This is a genomic window from Novosphingobium soli (assembly GCF_042432915.1).
In the GTDB taxonomy this organism is placed as follows: Bacteria; Pseudomonadota; Alphaproteobacteria; order Sphingomonadales; family Sphingomonadaceae; genus Novosphingobium; species Novosphingobium soli.
In genome coordinates, this window is record NZ_JBHLWK010000012.1 from 15801 (window position 1) to 30025 (window position 14225).

General features: G+C 69.7%; 23 protein-coding genes. 7 read left to right on the forward strand and 16 right to left on the reverse strand.

Annotated elements, in window-relative coordinates:
• Positions 1-6: 6 nt before the first annotated feature.
• The 14 genes from tolB to hisB form a co-directional block, all read right to left on the reverse strand.
• Positions 7-1371, reverse strand: coding sequence for a Tol-Pal system beta propeller repeat protein TolB (gene tolB, locus ACFFJC_RS09455; RefSeq protein WP_379487253.1), 1365 nt, complete (start codon positions 1369-1371; stop codon positions 7-9).
• Complete coding sequence (gene tolA / locus ACFFJC_RS09460; RefSeq protein WP_379487254.1) at positions 1368-2369, reverse strand: cell envelope integrity protein TolA; 1002 nt, start codon at positions 2367-2369, stop codon at positions 1368-1370. The genes tolB and tolA overlap by 4 nt, the downstream gene beginning before the upstream one ends.
• A gap of 24 nt (positions 2370-2393) precedes the next feature.
• On the reverse strand, positions 2394-2840 hold the full coding sequence (locus tag ACFFJC_RS09465; protein ID WP_379487255.1) for an ExbD/TolR family protein: 447 nt from the start codon (positions 2838-2840) through the stop codon (positions 2394-2396).
• Entirely contained in the window at positions 2840-3547 is a 708-nt protein-coding gene (gene tolQ / locus ACFFJC_RS09470) for a protein TolQ (RefSeq protein WP_379487256.1), read from the reverse strand. Before tolQ ends, ACFFJC_RS09465 begins: the two co-directional genes overlap by 1 nt.
• The gene (locus ACFFJC_RS09475) at positions 3544-4029 is read right to left on the reverse strand and encodes a YbgC/FadM family acyl-CoA thioesterase (protein WP_379487257.1); all 486 of its coding nucleotides are present in this window, start codon (positions 4027-4029) and stop codon (positions 3544-3546) included. Before ACFFJC_RS09475 ends, tolQ begins: the two co-directional genes overlap by 4 nt.
• 120 nt (positions 4030-4149) lie before the next feature.
• Positions 4150-4527, reverse strand: coding sequence for a histidine triad nucleotide-binding protein (locus tag ACFFJC_RS09480; RefSeq protein ID WP_379487258.1), 378 nt, complete (start codon positions 4525-4527; stop codon positions 4150-4152).
• A 27-nt stretch (positions 4528-4554) separates the two neighbouring features.
• Positions 4555-4881 carry a phosphoribosyl-ATP diphosphatase gene (locus ACFFJC_RS09485; protein WP_379487259.1) on the reverse strand — a complete coding sequence of 109 codons (327 nt, stop codon included), beginning with the start codon at positions 4879-4881 and terminating at the stop codon, positions 4555-4557.
• Positions 4882-4948: 67 nt separating this feature from the next.
• Positions 4949-5122, reverse strand: a complete 174-nt coding sequence (locus ACFFJC_RS09490; protein WP_379487260.1) for a PEP-CTERM sorting domain-containing protein — start codon at positions 5120-5122, stop codon at positions 4949-4951.
• A gap of 103 nt (positions 5123-5225) precedes the next feature.
• Positions 5226-5987, reverse strand: coding sequence for an imidazole glycerol phosphate synthase subunit HisF (hisF, locus tag ACFFJC_RS09495; RefSeq protein ID WP_379487261.1), 762 nt, complete (start codon positions 5985-5987; stop codon positions 5226-5228).
• Positions 5988-5992: 5 nt separating this feature from the next.
• Positions 5993-6238: a hypothetical protein gene (locus ACFFJC_RS09500; RefSeq protein ID WP_379487262.1), complete on the reverse strand. Its 246-nt coding sequence runs from the start codon at positions 6236-6238 to the stop codon at positions 5993-5995.
• Complete coding sequence (hisA, locus tag ACFFJC_RS09505) at positions 6235-6966, reverse strand: 1-(5-phosphoribosyl)-5-[(5-phosphoribosylamino)methylideneamino]imidazole-4-carboxamide isomerase (protein ID WP_379487263.1); 732 nt, start codon at positions 6964-6966, stop codon at positions 6235-6237. Before hisA ends, ACFFJC_RS09500 begins: the two co-directional genes overlap by 4 nt.
• Before the next feature lie 49 nt (positions 6967-7015).
• Positions 7016-7639 carry an imidazole glycerol phosphate synthase subunit HisH gene (gene hisH / locus ACFFJC_RS09510; RefSeq protein ID WP_379487264.1) on the reverse strand — a complete coding sequence of 208 codons (624 nt, stop codon included), beginning with the start codon at positions 7637-7639 and terminating at the stop codon, positions 7016-7018.
• Complete coding sequence (locus ACFFJC_RS09515) at positions 7636-7929, reverse strand: YciI family protein (RefSeq protein WP_379487265.1); 294 nt, start codon at positions 7927-7929, stop codon at positions 7636-7638. Before ACFFJC_RS09515 ends, hisH begins: the two co-directional genes overlap by 4 nt.
• A complete protein-coding gene (gene hisB, locus ACFFJC_RS09520) occupies positions 7929-8531 on the reverse strand; it encodes an imidazoleglycerol-phosphate dehydratase HisB (RefSeq protein WP_379487266.1) in 603 nt (200 codons plus the stop codon). The genes ACFFJC_RS09515 and hisB overlap by 1 nt, the downstream gene beginning before the upstream one ends.
• A 185-nt stretch (positions 8532-8716) precedes the next feature.
• Between hisB and ACFFJC_RS09525 the strand changes: the two genes are divergently transcribed.
• From ACFFJC_RS09525 to ACFFJC_RS09555, 7 genes are all read left to right on the forward strand, one after another.
• Positions 8717-9220, forward strand: a complete 504-nt coding sequence (locus ACFFJC_RS09525) for an SspB family protein (protein WP_379487267.1) — start codon at positions 8717-8719, stop codon at positions 9218-9220.
• 28 nt (positions 9221-9248) lie between these two features.
• A complete protein-coding gene (locus tag ACFFJC_RS09530; RefSeq protein WP_379487268.1) occupies positions 9249-9704 on the forward strand; it encodes a hypothetical protein in 456 nt (151 codons plus the stop codon).
• 67 nt (positions 9705-9771) lie between these two features.
• Positions 9772-10437, forward strand: coding sequence for a guanylate kinase (gene gmk / locus ACFFJC_RS09535; protein ID WP_379487269.1), 666 nt, complete (start codon positions 9772-9774; stop codon positions 10435-10437).
• Positions 10438-10571: 134 nt separating this feature from the next.
• Positions 10572-11432: a 2,3,4,5-tetrahydropyridine-2,6-dicarboxylate N-succinyltransferase gene (dapD, locus tag ACFFJC_RS09540; protein WP_379487270.1), complete on the forward strand. Its 861-nt coding sequence runs from the start codon at positions 10572-10574 to the stop codon at positions 11430-11432.
• A gap of 102 nt (positions 11433-11534) precedes the next feature.
• Positions 11535-11753, forward strand: coding sequence for a hypothetical protein (locus tag ACFFJC_RS09545; protein ID WP_379487271.1), 219 nt, complete (start codon positions 11535-11537; stop codon positions 11751-11753).
• Positions 11753-12259: a DUF1810 domain-containing protein gene (locus ACFFJC_RS09550; RefSeq protein ID WP_379487272.1), complete on the forward strand. Its 507-nt coding sequence runs from the start codon at positions 11753-11755 to the stop codon at positions 12257-12259. Before ACFFJC_RS09545 ends, ACFFJC_RS09550 begins: the two co-directional genes overlap by 1 nt.
• 97 nt (positions 12260-12356) lie before the next feature.
• On the forward strand, positions 12357-12560 hold the full coding sequence (locus tag ACFFJC_RS09555; protein WP_379487273.1) for a hypothetical protein: 204 nt from the start codon (positions 12357-12359) through the stop codon (positions 12558-12560).
• Positions 12561-12727: 167 nt separating this feature from the next.
• On the opposite strand, the gene ACFFJC_RS09560 is transcribed toward ACFFJC_RS09555, so the two are convergent.
• Together ACFFJC_RS09560 and ACFFJC_RS09565 are read right to left on the reverse strand one after the other, a co-directional pair.
• Entirely contained in the window at positions 12728-13240 is a 513-nt protein-coding gene (locus ACFFJC_RS09560) for an SRPBCC family protein (protein ID WP_379487274.1), read from the reverse strand.
• Positions 13237-14106 (reverse strand): TIGR03620 family F420-dependent LLM class oxidoreductase, encoded by an 870-nt coding sequence (locus tag ACFFJC_RS09565; RefSeq protein WP_379487275.1) that lies wholly within the window; start codon positions 14104-14106, stop codon positions 13237-13239. Before ACFFJC_RS09565 ends, ACFFJC_RS09560 begins: the two co-directional genes overlap by 4 nt.
• Between the last annotated feature and the right edge of the window lie 119 nt (positions 14107-14225).

Below are 14225 nucleotides of genomic sequence, written 5' to 3' on the forward strand. Positions count from 1 at the left end.
GGGCGCTCAGGGGCGCACGGGACCCCAGGCCGGATCCGACGCGCCCACCGGCGTGGGCAGCTTGCGCTCGTTGCGGCCGGTCAGGTCGACCTGCCAGATCGAGGCCACGCCGGTGCTCTTGGTCGTGCGGAAGAACTGGACGATGCGACCGTTGGGAGACCAGGTGGGGGCCTCGTCCTGCCAGGAATCGGTCAGGTGGCGCAGGCCGCCGCCGCTGGGGCTCATCACCGCGATGCGCAGGTTGCCGGCGATGTGGGTGAAGGCGATCTGGTCGCCGCGCGGGCTCCATTCGGGGGTGGCGGCACGGCCTCCGAAGAAGCTGATGCGGCGCTGGTTGGAGCCGTCCGCGTTCATGACGTAGACCTGCTGGCTGCCTGACCGGTCGCTCTCGAACACGATCTGGCTTCCGTCCGGGGAGTACGAGCCGCCGATGTTGATGCCCGGGCCGTTGGTGAGGCGCTGCGGCGTGCCGCCGCCGGCGGACGAGACGCGGTAGATGTCGGTCGTGCCGCTCTTCGCCATCGAGTAGAGCACCCACTTCCCGTCGGGCGACCAGCGCGGCGCCAGCGTCGGGTTCCCGGTGCGCGCGATCAGCGTCTGGCGATCGGTCGCCAGGTCGTAGGCATAGATGCTCGGCTGCCCGTTGAGATAGGACAGGTAGAGGATCTTGGAATAGTCGGGCGAATAGCGCGGGGTCAGCGCCATGGCCTGCCCGCTGGTGAGATAACGGTGGTTGGCCCCGTCCGAATCCATGATCGCCAGGCGCTTCATGCGGTGGCCCTTGGGGCCGGTCTCGGCGATGTAGGCGATCTTGGAATCGAAGAAGGGGCTCTCGCCCGAGAGGCGCGAGTAGACGAGGTCGGCGCACTTGTGCGCGGCGCGGCGCCAGTCGGACGGCGGCACCTGCCACCCCCCCTTCACCAGCTGCTGCTTGAGCGCCACGTCATAGAGGTAGCAGCCCACCGTGATCTGGCCGTCGCCGCCCGCGCGCACATAGCCTTGCACCAGCATGTCGGCGCTGCGCGCGGCCCAGGTGCCGTAGTCGGGCGCCTGCACCTGCGGATAGGCAGGCTGCGGCAGTCCGTCCGGCCCCGAAGGCTTGAACAGGCCGTTGTTCTTGAGGTCGGCGGCGACCACATGCGACAGCGCGCGGCCGAGGGCGGCGGTCGAACCGGCGTTGGTGCGCGTGGGCACGTCGGCGTCGGTGGCGAAGGTGGTGATGGCGATGCCGAGGTCCTGCCACTCGGCGTCGTCCGACACGGTGACTTCCAACCCGCCGTCTTCGGCGGGCGGCTGAACGGGGGTCTGCGCCAGCGCGGGCGCGGCGGTGGAAAGCAGCAGGCCCAGAGCGAGGATGCGGGTTATCTTCATTGCGATAGCCTTCTGTCGAAGTTTGTCGTGATGACCTTCCAGCCCTCGTAGAGATCATCGGGCAGGTTGAACGGAGCGGCCAGCTTGACGGCGCGGATCGCCTGTTCCTGGTGACGCGAGACCTGCGCCCGGTTGGCGGCGGTCTGGCCGGTGGTCGAGACCACCTGCGGCTCCCCGGCAAGGCTGCCGTCGCGGTTCAGCCGGAAACGTACGCGGGTGACGAGCAGTTCGGCGTCGGCCCCCTCGGGCGCCTTGCCGCGCCAGTGCGGCTTGAGCTGGCGGCCGATGGCGGCGTTGAGCGCGGAGACTTGCGCCGGGCCCACCTTGGCGGCCGGGGCGCCCTCGCCGGCCGGTGCCTTGGCGCCGGGGGTGCCCTTGCCGAACGCATCGTCGAACGCGCTGCTGCCCGCCTTGCGCGGGGGTGTCGTGCTCTTGCCCGAGCCTGCCGTGCGGCCGGCGGGCGCGGTTTTCGCCGGTGTCTTGACGACGCGGTCGATCGCACTCGGCTGCCGCTTGGCGGGCGTGGCTGCGGGCTTGGCAGCCGCTTTCCGCGCCGGCTTCGGCGCAGGTGCCGGCTTGGGCGCGGGTCGCGGTGCCGGCTTCGAGACAGGCTTGGGTAACGGCTTGGAGGCGGGCTCCGGCTTGGCCGGCCGGGGTTTCGGCCGTTCGATCGGGCGTGGAGCCGGTGCAGGAGCAGGAGCAGGCTGGGGTTCGGGGGCCAGGGCCGGGAGCGGCTCGACCGGTGCGACGGGCGCCGCCTCCGGGGCGGGGTCGCCCAGTTCAGGGCCCTTGTCGGGGGCGGCCTGGGCGCTGGGGTTGGGCGAGGTCGAGGTCATGCCGACCTCCTCGCTGATCGTCACCTCGATGCGCTGCGGCGGCTTGACCACGTCACCCTCGCCCGGCTTGAGGTACACGATCGCCCAGAGCACGGCCGCATGCAGCGCCACCGCGACGACCAGGCCGAACCCGTCTTCCCTGCGCATTCCCGTCGCTGTCATCAGGCGAACCCTAGCCGGCGCGTCTTAACCGCCGCTGACATCGGTCACCAGCGAGATCGAGGTGAAGCCTGCGCGGTTGAGCTCGCCCATTACTTCCATCACCCGGCCGTAGTCGAGCGCCTTGTCCGCACGCAGCGTGACCAGCGGCGCCTTGCCGTCCGGCCCCGGCGGAGTCGCGGCGAGGCGGTCGGGCAACTCGCCGGGGGCCAGCTCCGTATCTTCGTAGAAAACGGCACCGTCGCGGCGCAGGGTGATCTGCAGCTGGCCCTGCTCCTCGCTCATCGCCTTGGCGCGGCTCTCCGGCAGCTCGATTGGGACCGCGGCCTTGAGCAGCGGCGCGGTGACCATGAAGATGATGAGCAGCACCAGCATGACGTCGACCAGCGGCGTGACGTTGATCTCCGCCATCGGCGAACGACCGCCGCGCCGCCGCCCGCGCCGGCTCCCGCCTCCGGAGAGGCCCATGGCCATCAGCGCTGCTCCAGCTGACGCGTGAGCGCCGCGTGAAGGTGGTCGGCGAAACGCTGCAGGCGGGCCTCGAAGCCGTTCACCCGGTGCGAGAAGCGGTTGTAGGCGATGACCGCCGGGATCGCCGCGAACAGGCCGATGGCGGTGGCGAACAGCGCCTCGGAAATGCCAGGAGCCACGACTGCGAGCGAGGAGTTCTGCTGCGCGCCGATGTCGAAGAAGCTCTTCATGATGCCCCACACGGTCCCGAACAGACCCACGAAGGGCGCCACCGAGCCGACCGTCGCCAGGAAGTTCAGGCGGTCCGACAGCTTGTCCGCCTCTTCGCCCACCGCCGAGTTCATGATGAGCGCGATCCGCTGGCGAGCGCCTTCGGGATCGACCGGGCCCGTGGCGTTGCGGCGGAATTCACCGAGCCCGGCGCCCGCCACCTTCCCCATCGGCACGTCGCCGCGCTTGCGCTCCTTCTGGTAGGTTTCGAAGTTCTGGGCCTCCCAGAACCCCTCCTCGTACTCGTCGCAGCGGCGCGACACGGATCCCATGCGCAGCGTGAAGGTGACGATGATGGTCCACACCCAGATGCTGGCGAGCACGAGGCCGGCCATGATGACCTGGACCACGATGTCGGCATCGAGGAACAGCTTGACGGGATTGAGGCGGCCGGTCTCGCCGGCGAACTGCAGAGTGGAGGCAAGCACTTCGAACGTCATTCTTGTCCTTCCGGAGCGGAAATCGCGATGGGAACGAGCGAGGTGAAGGCTTGTTGCCACGCCTCGGGCTGTCGGCGGGGTCGTCCTTCAGGGCTGATGAACGCCACCTTTACGGTCCCCTCGCAGAGCCGCACGTCGCCGCGCCAGGCGATCTGGCGCAGAGTGCTGGCAACGCGCCCGACGGTGACGGCCGAAGTCTCGATCACCACCGTGTCGCCCAGTCGCGCCGGCGACAGGTAGCGCAGGTTCGCCTCGGCCACGGCATAGACCCCGATCCCAGCCTCCATGGCACCGCGCTGGTCGACGCCCAGCATGTCGAGCAAGTCGGAGCGGGCCCGCTCGAACCAGCTCAGGTAGTTGGCGTGGTACACCACGCCGCCCGCATCGGTGTCTTCGTAGAACACGCGAAGGGCATAGCGATGGACATCGCCGTCGATCACGCCGGACTGGGCCGCGAGCGGGGGTGCAGGTGTGTCCGTCATCGCGGCGGTTGTGGATCGGGCGGAGGGCGACTTCAACCCCGGAGCCATCGCGAACCGGCCAGCAGCCTGGGCCGAACGGCAAATTTCCGGTGGACAGCCTCGCCGGGACGGCCGTGCCGGTCAGTCCGCGATCATCTGGAAGAACTGCCGGCCGCCGAAGATGTGGACATGCAGGTGCGGCACTTCCTGGTGCCCGGCACCGCCCATGTTGACCATCAGCCGGTAGCCGGGCCCGTCGAGCTCCAGCTGCCGCGTGACGGCCCCCACCGCCCGCATGAAGCCGGCGATCTCGGCGTCGCTCGCCTTGGCGGTGAAGTCGTCCCACGAGACGTATTCGCCCTTCGGGATCACCAGGACATGGACCGGCGCCTGCGGACGGATGTCGTTGAACGCCAGCGCGTGATCGTCCTCGTAGACCCGGGCGCACGGGAGTTCGCCGCGCAGGATGCGCGCGAAGATGTTGGCGGGGTCGTAGGGCAGCTTCGGGTCGATGGGCATAGGGGCTCCCTTGCGGTGTCCTGCGTGTCAGTCCTGAGGCCGGGCGGCCTTCTCGGCGATCCCCGAGACGCCCTCGCGGCGATCCAGCTCCGCCAGCACCTCGGCCAGCGGCACCCCCTTGGCGCCGAGCAGGACCATGAGGTGGAAGACGAGGTCCGCGACCTCGCCGACCAGCGCCTCGCGGTTTTCCGTCAGTGCGGCGATCACGGTCTCGGTGGCTTCCTCGCCCAGCTTCTGCGCGATCTTGCCGAGGCCTCGCGCGTTCAGCTTGGCGACGTAGCTCGAGGCGGGATCGGCGCCGAGGCGCTGCGCGATCGTGGCTTCCAGGCGCGCGAGGGTATCGGGGCTGCTCATGATCTGCCCATGCGGCGCGGGGCCGGCAGGGTCAAGGCTCCGTCAGAGAGACGCCGCCCCTGCGGGGTCAGTCCTTGGAGCGCTTGGACGACAGCTTGCGCCCGACGGCGACACCGGCGACGCCGAGCCCGAGGAGAAGCAGGCTGCTCGGCTCGGGCAAGGGGATGCCGCCTGCGGCATGGGCCGGCCGGGAAACGGCGGCGAACGCGAGGATCGCCGGCAGGTATCGGATGACAGGCACCGGAAAGCTCCTGCGAGTCGAGGGATTGCGGGGTGCATGGCCAGTACGCCGCAATGCAGCAAGCGGCGTCGCGGCGATGTCCCGATACGGAGCAGTTCGGCGCTCAGCCGCGGGCGGGCAGCCCCGCGGCGCGCAAGGCCGCGTGTGCCTCGGCCACCGAGTGCTTGCCGAAGTGAAAGATCGAAGCGGCCAGCACCGCGCTTGCATGGCCCTGCGTCACGCCCGCGACGAGGTGATCGAGATTGCCGACGCCGCCGCTGGCGATGACCGGGATCGACACCGCATCGGCGATCGTGCGCGTCAGCTCCAGATCGTAGCCGTTCTGCGTGCCGTCCCCGTCCATCGAGGTGACGAGCAGTTCGCCGGCGCCATGGCCGGCGAGCCTGACCGCGTGCTCCAGCGCGTCGATGCCGGTGGCCTTGCGGCCGCCGTGGGTGAAGATCTCCCACCGCCCGGGCCCGACCTTGCGAGCGTCCACCGAGGCGACGATGCATTGCGAGCCGAATTTCTCCGCGACGTCCGCCACCACTTCGGGACGGGCGACGGCCGCGGAGTTGACCGCCACCTTGTCGGCGCCCGCCAGCAGCAGCGCGCGGGCATCCTCCGCCGTGCGCACGCCGCCCCCGACGGTCAGCGGCATGAAGCAGACCTCGGCGGTGCGCTGGACGACGTCGAGCAGGGTCCCGCGCTCTTCGTGGCTGGCGGAGATGTCGAGGAAGCACAGCTCGTCCGCACCGGCCGCATCGTAGGCGCGCGCCTGCTCGACAGGATCGCCGGCGTCCTTGAGGTCGACGAAGTTGACGCCCTTCACCACACGCCCATCGCGGACGTCGAGGCAGGGGATGACGCGGACGCGCACGGTCATTCAGGTCACTCCACGGGCTTGAAGAACAGCAGCACGGCGAAGACCGCCACCACCACGCAGAGCAGCGCGTTGAATGCGGTGTACATCATGAACCTGCGCAGGTCGTCCTGGCGCCGGACCGCCACCGTCGAGCGGCGGCGGCTGAACAGCATCAGGCGCACGTGCCCCTCGCGGTAGTCACGCCAGGCCCACAGGACGCCGGGCACAAAGATGGCGAGCGCCAGAACCGCGATCAGGCGGTTCTCGTTCACCCTTCGCGCTCCGCCATCGCGATCGCGGCGGCGAGGTCGAGCCGTCCGTCGTAGAGCGCGCGGCCCGTAATCACGCCTTCGATCCCGTTCCCGGCATGGAGCGCCAGGAGGCGGATATCGTCGAGGCCCTTGACCCCGCCGCTGGCGATCACCGGCAGGTCGGTGCGGCGTGCGAGGTCGACGGTAGCGTCGATGTTGCAGCCCTTCAGCAGCCCATCGCGGCCGATGTCGGTGAACAGCAGGCTGGCGACGCCCGCATCCTCGAAGCGGCGCGCCATGTCGACGATCGAGACGTCCGAGACCTGTGCCCAGCCCTCGGTCGCGACCATGCCGTCGCGCGCGTCCACGGCCACCACGATGCCGCCCGGGTACTCGCGCGCCATGTCCTTGACGAACTGCGGGTCCTTGAGCGCGGCTGTCCCCATGACGACGCGGGAGACGCCGAGGTCGAACCAGCCCGCCACCGCATCGGGCGTGCGGATGCCGCCGCCCAGCTGCACGTGGCCGGGGAACACGGCGACGATCGCCTCCACCGCCTCGCGGTTCTCGGCCCGGCCCGCGAAGGAGCCGTCTAGGTCGACGACGTGCAGGAACTGCGAGCCCGCTGCGGCGAAGAGCATGGCCTGCGCGGCCGGATCGTCCCCGTAGACGGTGGCGCGCGCCATGTCGCCTTCGGCCAGGCGCACGACCTGGCCCTGCTTGAGGTCGATGGCGGGAAATACGATCATGGGACGGCGATCCTGAGACACAGAGGGCGGCGCGCGGGCTTCGACGCGCTCAAGGCTTCCACTCCAGGAAGCGGGCGAGCAGCGCCAGCCCGTAGGCCTGGCTCTTCTCGGGATGGAACTGGACGCCCACGACATTGTCCTGCGCCACCGCGGCGACGAGGCCGCCGCCGTGGTCGGTCATGGCGGCGACGGCGGAGCCGTCCTCGGGCTGGAAGTGGTAGGAGTGCAGGAAATAGGCCTCGCCGGGCTCGACCAGCCCGCTGGCCGGATCCTGGCGGCCGAGCGCCACGTCGTTCCATCCCATGTGCGGGATCTTGACCGCGGGATCGGTGCGCTCGATCCGCTGCACCTGCCCGGCGATCCAGTCGAGCCCCGGGGTGACGCCATGCTCCAGTCCGCGCGTGGCGAGCAGCTGCATGCCCACGCAGATGCCCAGGAACGGCGCGCCGCCCACATGGACCCGCTCGACCATCGCATCGACGAGGCCGTCGATCGCCCGCAGCCCTTCGGCGCAAGCCTTGAAGGAGCCGACGCCGGGCAGGACGATCCGGTCCGCGGCGCGCACCACTTCGGGCCGGTCGGTGACGGCCAGATCCTCGCACCCCGCGGCCCGCAGGGCGTTGGCGACCGAATGAAGGTTGCCCGCGCCGTAGTCGATCAGCGCCAGCGTCATCCGGCAAGGCCGGCGATGCTGTCATCCAGGTATCCGTGCGCCCACTCGATCACCTCGACGGTGGCGACGCCGCCCGCCACGAAGGGATCGGTCGCGGCCAGCGCGGCGACCGCCTCGCGGCTTTCCCCACGGGCCAGGATGATGCCGCCGCTGCGCGGCACCTTGCGGCCCCACCCCAGGAAATGACCGTTGGCGTACCCGGCCCGCAGCCAGGCGACGTGGTCCTCGAGCAGGGCGTCGACCTTCTCGACCGGCGCGGTATAGGTAAGCGAGACGATGAAGCTGGCCATTACAGCGAGTCCTGTCCGAGAATGCCCTTGGTCGAGGGGATCGCCCCGCCCTTGCGCGGATCGAGCTCCACCGCCGAGCGCATGGCGCGGGCGAAGCCCTTGAAGATGCCTTCGCAGATGTGGTGGTTGTTGGTGCCGTAGAGCAGCTCGATGTGGAGCGTGATGCCCACCGCCTGCGCGATCGAGTGGAACCAGTGCTCGACCAGCTCGGTGTCGAATTCGCCGAGCTTCTCCTGCGTGAACTGCGCCCGCCACACCAGATACGGCCGGCCAGAGATGTCCAGCGACACGCGGCTCAGCGCCTCGTCCATGGGGGAGTTCACGTCGCCGTAGCGACCGATGCCGGCCTTGTCGCCCAGCGCCTTGGCAATGGCCTGGCCGATGGCGATGGCGCTGTCCTCGGTGGTGTGGTGCTGGTCGACATGGAGGTCGCCCCGGATGCGACAGGTGATGTCGATCAGCGAGTGGCGGCTGAACTGCTCGATCATGTGGTCGAGGAAGCCGATCCCGGTCGAAACCTGGTAGGCACCCGTACCGTCGAGGTTGACGGCGACGTCGATGTCGGTCTCGTGGGTCTTGCGGGTGATCGAGGCAGTGCGCATGGGAGCGCCTATATACCCGTGCGCGAGGGAATCAATTCTGCGCGGCACCACTGCGCCCCTGGCGCGTTTTACACGGGATATCCGGCCGCTCGGTGGTCGCGATCTAGGGATAACCCTGCCCGGCCGTGTGGATTTGCGCGCGAACCCGCTTGACCGGCCCACGAAGCATGAGCACGTAAGGCGCGATGAACGATACCCCGCCAGACAGTCTGATCCCCTACGACGAGATCGTGCAGGAAGCCCTGCGCGCCGTGGTCGGCCGCGTGCTCGGCCAAGTCGAGGCCGGCAACGGCGTCCTTCCCGGCAGCCACCACTTCTATATCACGTTCAAGACCGGCGCTCCGGGCGTGAGCATCCCGGCCGACCTGAGGGCCCGCTTTCCGGACGAGATGACGATCGTCCTCCAGAACAAGTTCTGGGACCTGGCCGTCACCGACGAGGGCTTTACCGTCAGCCTCAGCTTCAACCAGATGCCGGCCAAGCTCGACATCCCGTTCTCGGCGATCACCGCCTTCGTCGATCCCGCAGTGGACTTCGGCCTGCAGTTCCAGGCCATGGCCGACGACGAGAACGAGACGACCACCGCCTCGGCCGGCAACGACGGCCCGGAACGCGACGTCACCTCGCGCATTACTCCCAGCGAGGACGGCTCGAACGTCGTCTCGGTCGATTTCGGCAAGAAGAAGTAGGCGCTCGCAGCGCCCGAGGACGAGGGCGATGAGAAAACGGGCGATCTCCACCAGCGCCATCAAGCAGCAGGCCAGGAAGGCGGCCGGCGTCGTCGCGGCGCCGACCAAGAGCCTCAAGGCGCTGGCCGACAACGGCGGCGAACTGCACGGGCCCAGCCCCAATCCTGCCACCAACCTGGTGATCGCCGACATCGCGCTGCGCACCGGCACCACCATCGCGCGGCGCGCCGTCGAGCGCGCGGTGCTGGGCGCCAGCTATTCGCCGCGCAAGGCCAAGTCGATCCTCAAGGGCCGCACCATCACCGAGACGCTGCTGCACGGCGCCCTCGCCCGAGTCGCGATCGGCTCGGTCCCCGGCGCCATCGCGGTGGGCGGCGCGCTCATCGCCAAGACGCTCTACGACCGCAGCCGCGCCCGGACGGCGCGGGCGGAGGGCGCCAAGGACCTGCACGAGATGGCCAAGGACGGCGCGCAGGACGCGTGAGGCCACCGGGGCACCGCTGCTCCATTCTCCTGCTTGATTTGCGCCGCGACCATCGCCATCGGGGGCCATGGTCCAGACTGCACCCGTACCCGAGACCGCCGGCAAGCTCGCCCGGCGCGGCCTGATGTTCATCCTCTCGTCGCCCTCGGGCGCGGGCAAGACGACGATCGCGCGGATGCTGCTGGAGGCGGATCCGCATATCTGCAACTCGGTATCATGCACCACCCGCCCCCCTCGGCCCGGCGAGGTCGACGGCGTCGACTACCATTTCGTCAGCCCCGCGCAGTTCGAGCGCATGGTGGAGGATGGCGACTTCCTCGAATGGGCGACGGTCTTCGGCTACAGCTACGGCACGCCCAAGGCGCAGGTGAAGGCGGGGCTGAAGGACGGGCAGGACTACCTGTTCGACATCGACTGGCAAGGCACCCAGCAGCTCTACCAGAAGCTGGAGCGCGACGTGGTGCGCGTGTTCCTCCTGCCTCCCAGCATCGATGAGCTTCGCCGCCGCCTGACCGGGCGCGGCACCGACAGCGCCGAGGTCATCCACGGGCGCATGGAGCGGGCGCGTTCGGAGATCAGCCACTGGGACGGCTACGACTACGTCGTGGTCAACGACGACATCGAGAGCTGCTTCGGCCAGGTGACGCAGATCCTCCACGCCGAACGCCTGCGCCGCGCGCGCCAGACCGGGCTGATCGGCTTCGTGCGCGAGCTGATGCAGCCAGAGGCCTGATCGCGGGCTGCGGGGTACCGGAACGGGGCGAAGGCCCCGGGCCACGTACGCCCTGCCTGCCCCACACCCCTTGCCCGCCCCACCATCTCGCTCTAGGCCGCGCGGCGAAAGATTCATCCGTTCGGAGACCCAGCATGTCCGCCCTCGACGCACCCATCTCGACCATCGCTCTTCAAGGCCTGATCGAGGACGCATTTGAAAAGCGCGACACGGTTACTCCCGCCAGCGCGGAAGTGCGTGCCCACGTCGAGGCCGCCCTCGAACTGCTCGATGCGGGCGAAGCACGCGTGGCCGAGAAGATCGACGGTGAGTGGGTGGTAAACCAGTGGCTCAAGAAGGCCGTGCTGCTCAGCTTCCGCCTCGCCGACAACGGCGTGATGGACTACGGCGCCGCCGGCGCACCGGCGTTCGACAAGGTGCCGCTCAAGTTCACCGGCTGGGACGAGGCGCGCTTCAAGGCCGCCGGCATGCGCGTGGTCCCCGGCGCCGTGGTGCGGCGCAGCGCCTTCATCGCCAAGGGCGTGGTGCTGATGCCCAGCTTCGTGAACCTGGGCGCCTACGTCGGCGAGGGCACGATGGTCGACACCTGGGCGACCGTCGGCTCCTGCGCGCAGATCGGCAAGAACGTGCACATCTCGGGCGGCGCCGGCATCGGCGGCGTGCTCGAACCGCTGCAGGCCGGTCCGGTCATCATCGAGGACAACTGCTTCATCGGCGCCCGCTCGGAAGTGGCCGAGGGCGTGATCGTGGGCGAGGGCGCGGTGCTGTCGATGGGCGTGTTCATCGGCGCCTCGACCAAGATCGTCGATCGTGCCACCGGCGAGGTCCACGTCGGCCGCGTTCCGCCCTACTCGGTGGTGGTGCCCGGGGCCCTGCCCGGCAAGCCGCTGCCCGACGGCACGCCGGGTCCGTCGCTGTACTGCGCGGTGATCGTCAAGACCGTCGACGCGCAGACCCGCTCCAAGACCGGGATCAACGAACTGCTGCGCGACTGATCGTGCCTGCCGCGGGAGCGAGCGGCGGGGAACGTCGCCGCGCCTGGCGTGTTGTCTCGGGAAAGGTGCCGTCAGCGGCGCCCGCATTCGGAGAGACACGCCATGGAAACCCGCGGCCAGGAAGTTCATCTCGACAAGGTCGAGGCGCGCAGCGGCGCGACGCCCAACGTGGTGCGCTACATCCTGCTCATCAGCCTGGTGCTGGTCATCATCGCCCTCTCGGCGATCTGGATGACCGGCGCGCTCAACGCGCCCGACAACACCGGCGGCCATGCCGACACGCAGCAGGCCGTGGCGGAAGATGGTGGCAAGATGCCGTGATGGCGCGAGGGATCGGCGATGACGGGCGCGAACGCGCACGCGGAAACCAGCCGGTCGCAAGCGGGCTCGACCGGTTCGTCGCGGCGCAGGACGCCGTCTATCGCCAGGTTCGCGCGGAACTTGCCCGGGGCGAGAAGCAGTCGCACTGGATGTGGTTCTTCTTCCCTCAGCTCGCCGGCCTAGGCACCAGCCCCATGGCCCAGCGCTACGCCATCGGGAGCCTGCCCGAGGCTCGGGCGTACCTGCGCCACCGCATACTCGGCCGCAGACTGGCCGAAACGACCCAGATGATGCTCGGCTGGGCCGGGCGGCGCAGCGCGGTGGCGATCCTGGGACCGGTGGATGCGCTCAAGTTCTGCAGTTCGATGACCCTGTTCGAACTCGCCGCGACGGGCGAGGGCGATCGCCTCGACCCCTATGGCCATGCCCTGGACGCCTTCTGCCAGGGCCGCCGCGACGAGCGCACGCTCCAGCTGCTCGACCTCGCCTCCGTACACGCGGCCTGACCGCCCGGGAACCGGGACGGCACCCGGCACGTTTCTTCAGTTGGTCCGGTGCAGAGGCACTGCCGCGCAGCATGACCGGGCCGGTGGGAGAGCGACCATGCAACGTGTCGGTGACGAGATCCATCTCGAGGACGACGAAGCACGCGGTGGAAGCACGCCCAGTATCGTTCGCTACGTGCTGATCGCCAGCCTCGCGCTCGCGGTCCTGTCGTTGTCGGCGATCTGGATGGTGCGCGCGTGGAGCGAGGGAGAACCGGCGGGCGTGCCGGTGACGGCGGAGCAGCACGCGCTGGGCAACTGAGGCGGGTGCCGAACGAAGCAGGACTGGTTGGGGCTCTGCCTGAATTTGCAGGAGCCGCCGCGTTGACGGCGGCCCCTGTCAAATCTGGCGGCAAGCCGCCATCTCCTGTGCCCACCGCGCTACCGGCAAATCGTTGACAAGACGTTAACCGCGGCCCCGATGGTCCTTCAGCCGCTTTGGCCGCGCCACTTGCGCTCGGCGATCGTGCGCAGCGCCGCGTTCATGCCTTCCAGCGCCTGCCCGACCTTTTCGCCCAGCATCCGCGACAGCACGCCCCCGAGCAGGCCGCCCATGATCTCGAGGTTGAGCACGGCGCAGCGCGTGGGAGACAGCTCCTCCAGCGCGACGACGCGCTGGGTCCTGACCAGCCCGCCGAGCCCGGAGACGAGGTATTCCAGGCGCTGCTCGGGCTCGCAGGCGAGCACCCGCGCCCGCGCGCGCTGCGGCTTCATGCCGGGCAGCCGCACCTGGAAGTGGAGCGTCGCCCCGGGTTCGGCACGGCCACGGGTTTCGACGTAGAGCGGGTTCCACCCCTGCCAGCCCTCGAAGTCGGCGATGAAGTCCCACACCAGCTCGGGTGGCGCGTCGATTTCGATGCGGTGCCCCACTGAGCGGCCGCGCATGCGCCCTTCCCGCTCACCCGCCTCCGCCATTTCGGCGCGCGCAACCGCTTCGCTCACGCCAGCGCCAATGCCTGCGCCAGCGCGCGCCACTGCGGCAGCAGCGTGTCGAAGTCCCCGCCGCGGGGGCCGGCAAGGACCTGGAGGCAGACGTGGTCCGCTCCGGCTTCGAGGTGGGCGCGCACCCGGTCCACGGCCGCTTCCGGACCGCCGATGGCGAACAGCGCGTCCAGCAGGCGATCGTCGCCCCTGTCGATCTCGGCCTCGGTGAAGCCCAGGCGGCGCCAGTTGTTGCGGTAGTTCGGCAACTCGCGGTAATGCTCCAGCGCGCCCAGCGCCAGCGTGCGCGCGGTGGCCGGGTCTTGCGCCAGCACTACCCCCTGCTCGGGCGCCAGCAGCGGGCCTTCGCCGAGAATGGCGCGAGCCTGGGCCGTGTGTTCGGGCGTGACGAGGTAGGGGTGCGCGCCCGAGGTGCGGTCTCCCGACAAGGCCACCATCTTGGGGCCGAGGGCGGCGAGGCACAGGTTGTCGCGCGGCATGCCCACCGCATCCAGCCCGTCGAGGAACGCGGCGGTGACTTCGAGCGGGCGCCCCCACTTCTCGCCGATGATCGGCCCGTGGCTGATCCCAAGGCCCAGCAGCGTGCGCGCCCGCGATTGTGGCGGCAGCCCGGCGAACCAGGCGGCGAGCTGCGCGGGCTCGTGCTTCCAGATGTTGAGGATGCCGGTGGCGACGGTGATCCGCGTCGTCGCGCCGAGCAGCCGTTCCACGTCGGCGGGGGCGCCGTCGTCGATGCCGCCCGGGATCCAGATCGCGCCGTACCCCAGCGCCTCGAGCTCTTGCGCAGCCGCGCTCGACTGGGCCTTGTCGCCGAAGCGCAGCTCCAGCGACCAGATGCCCACTTTGCCGAGCAGGGGTCGGGACATGGCGTTCTCCTCTTCCTTGCCCGATCCTGTCCCGCGCGCCCGGCCCCTTCAAGGCCTTTGCGAAGTCCCGCGTCCGGCATCGCCCGAGCGGCCAATCGAAGGGGCCGCATACCTGGCAA

What these genes read in the sequence shown, in the direction of transcription:
- tolB (WP_379487253.1), bottom strand. Translation starts at nt 1,371, where the DNA reads ATGAAGATAACCCGCATCCTCGCTCTGGGCCTGCTGCTTTCCACCGCC.
- tolA (WP_379487254.1), bottom strand. Translation starts at nt 2,369, where the DNA reads ATGACAGCGACGGGAATGCGCAGGGAAGACGGGTTCGGCCTGGTCGTC.
- ACFFJC_RS09465 (WP_379487255.1), bottom strand. Translation starts at nt 2,840, where the DNA reads ATGGCCATGGGCCTCTCCGGAGGCGGGAGCCGGCGCGGGCGGCGGCGC.
- tolQ (WP_379487256.1), bottom strand. Translation starts at nt 3,547, where the DNA reads ATGACGTTCGAAGTGCTTGCCTCCACTCTGCAGTTCGCCGGCGAGACC.
- ACFFJC_RS09475 (WP_379487257.1), bottom strand. Translation starts at nt 4,029, where the DNA reads ATGACGGACACACCTGCACCCCCGCTCGCGGCCCAGTCCGGCGTGATC.
- ACFFJC_RS09480 (WP_379487258.1), bottom strand. Translation starts at nt 4,527, where the DNA reads ATGCCCATCGACCCGAAGCTGCCCTACGACCCCGCCAACATCTTCGCG.
- ACFFJC_RS09485 (WP_379487259.1), bottom strand. Translation starts at nt 4,881, where the DNA reads ATGAGCAGCCCCGATACCCTCGCGCGCCTGGAAGCCACGATCGCGCAG.
- hisF (WP_379487261.1), bottom strand. Translation starts at nt 5,987, where the DNA reads ATGACCGTGCGCGTCCGCGTCATCCCCTGCCTCGACGTCCGCGATGGG.
- hisA (WP_379487263.1), bottom strand. Translation starts at nt 6,966, where the DNA reads ATGATCGTATTTCCCGCCATCGACCTCAAGCAGGGCCAGGTCGTGCGC.
- hisH (WP_379487264.1), bottom strand. Translation starts at nt 7,639, where the DNA reads ATGACGCTGGCGCTGATCGACTACGGCGCGGGCAACCTTCATTCGGTC.
- ACFFJC_RS09515 (WP_379487265.1), bottom strand. Translation starts at nt 7,929, where the DNA reads ATGGCCAGCTTCATCGTCTCGCTTACCTATACCGCGCCGGTCGAGAAG.
- hisB (WP_379487266.1), bottom strand. Translation starts at nt 8,531, where the DNA reads ATGCGCACTGCCTCGATCACCCGCAAGACCCACGAGACCGACATCGAC.
- ACFFJC_RS09525 (WP_379487267.1), top strand. Translation starts at nt 8,717, where the DNA reads ATGAACGATACCCCGCCAGACAGTCTGATCCCCTACGACGAGATCGTG.
- ACFFJC_RS09530 (WP_379487268.1), top strand. Translation starts at nt 9,249, where the DNA reads ATGAGAAAACGGGCGATCTCCACCAGCGCCATCAAGCAGCAGGCCAGG.
- gmk (WP_379487269.1), top strand. Translation starts at nt 9,772, where the DNA reads ATGGTCCAGACTGCACCCGTACCCGAGACCGCCGGCAAGCTCGCCCGG.
- dapD (WP_379487270.1), top strand. Translation starts at nt 10,572, where the DNA reads ATGTCCGCCCTCGACGCACCCATCTCGACCATCGCTCTTCAAGGCCTG.
- ACFFJC_RS09545 (WP_379487271.1), top strand. Translation starts at nt 11,535, where the DNA reads ATGGAAACCCGCGGCCAGGAAGTTCATCTCGACAAGGTCGAGGCGCGC.
- ACFFJC_RS09550 (WP_379487272.1), top strand. Translation starts at nt 11,753, where the DNA reads ATGGCGCGAGGGATCGGCGATGACGGGCGCGAACGCGCACGCGGAAAC.
- ACFFJC_RS09555 (WP_379487273.1), top strand. Translation starts at nt 12,357, where the DNA reads ATGCAACGTGTCGGTGACGAGATCCATCTCGAGGACGACGAAGCACGC.
- ACFFJC_RS09565 (WP_379487275.1), bottom strand. Translation starts at nt 14,106, where the DNA reads ATGTCCCGACCCCTGCTCGGCAAAGTGGGCATCTGGTCGCTGGAGCTG.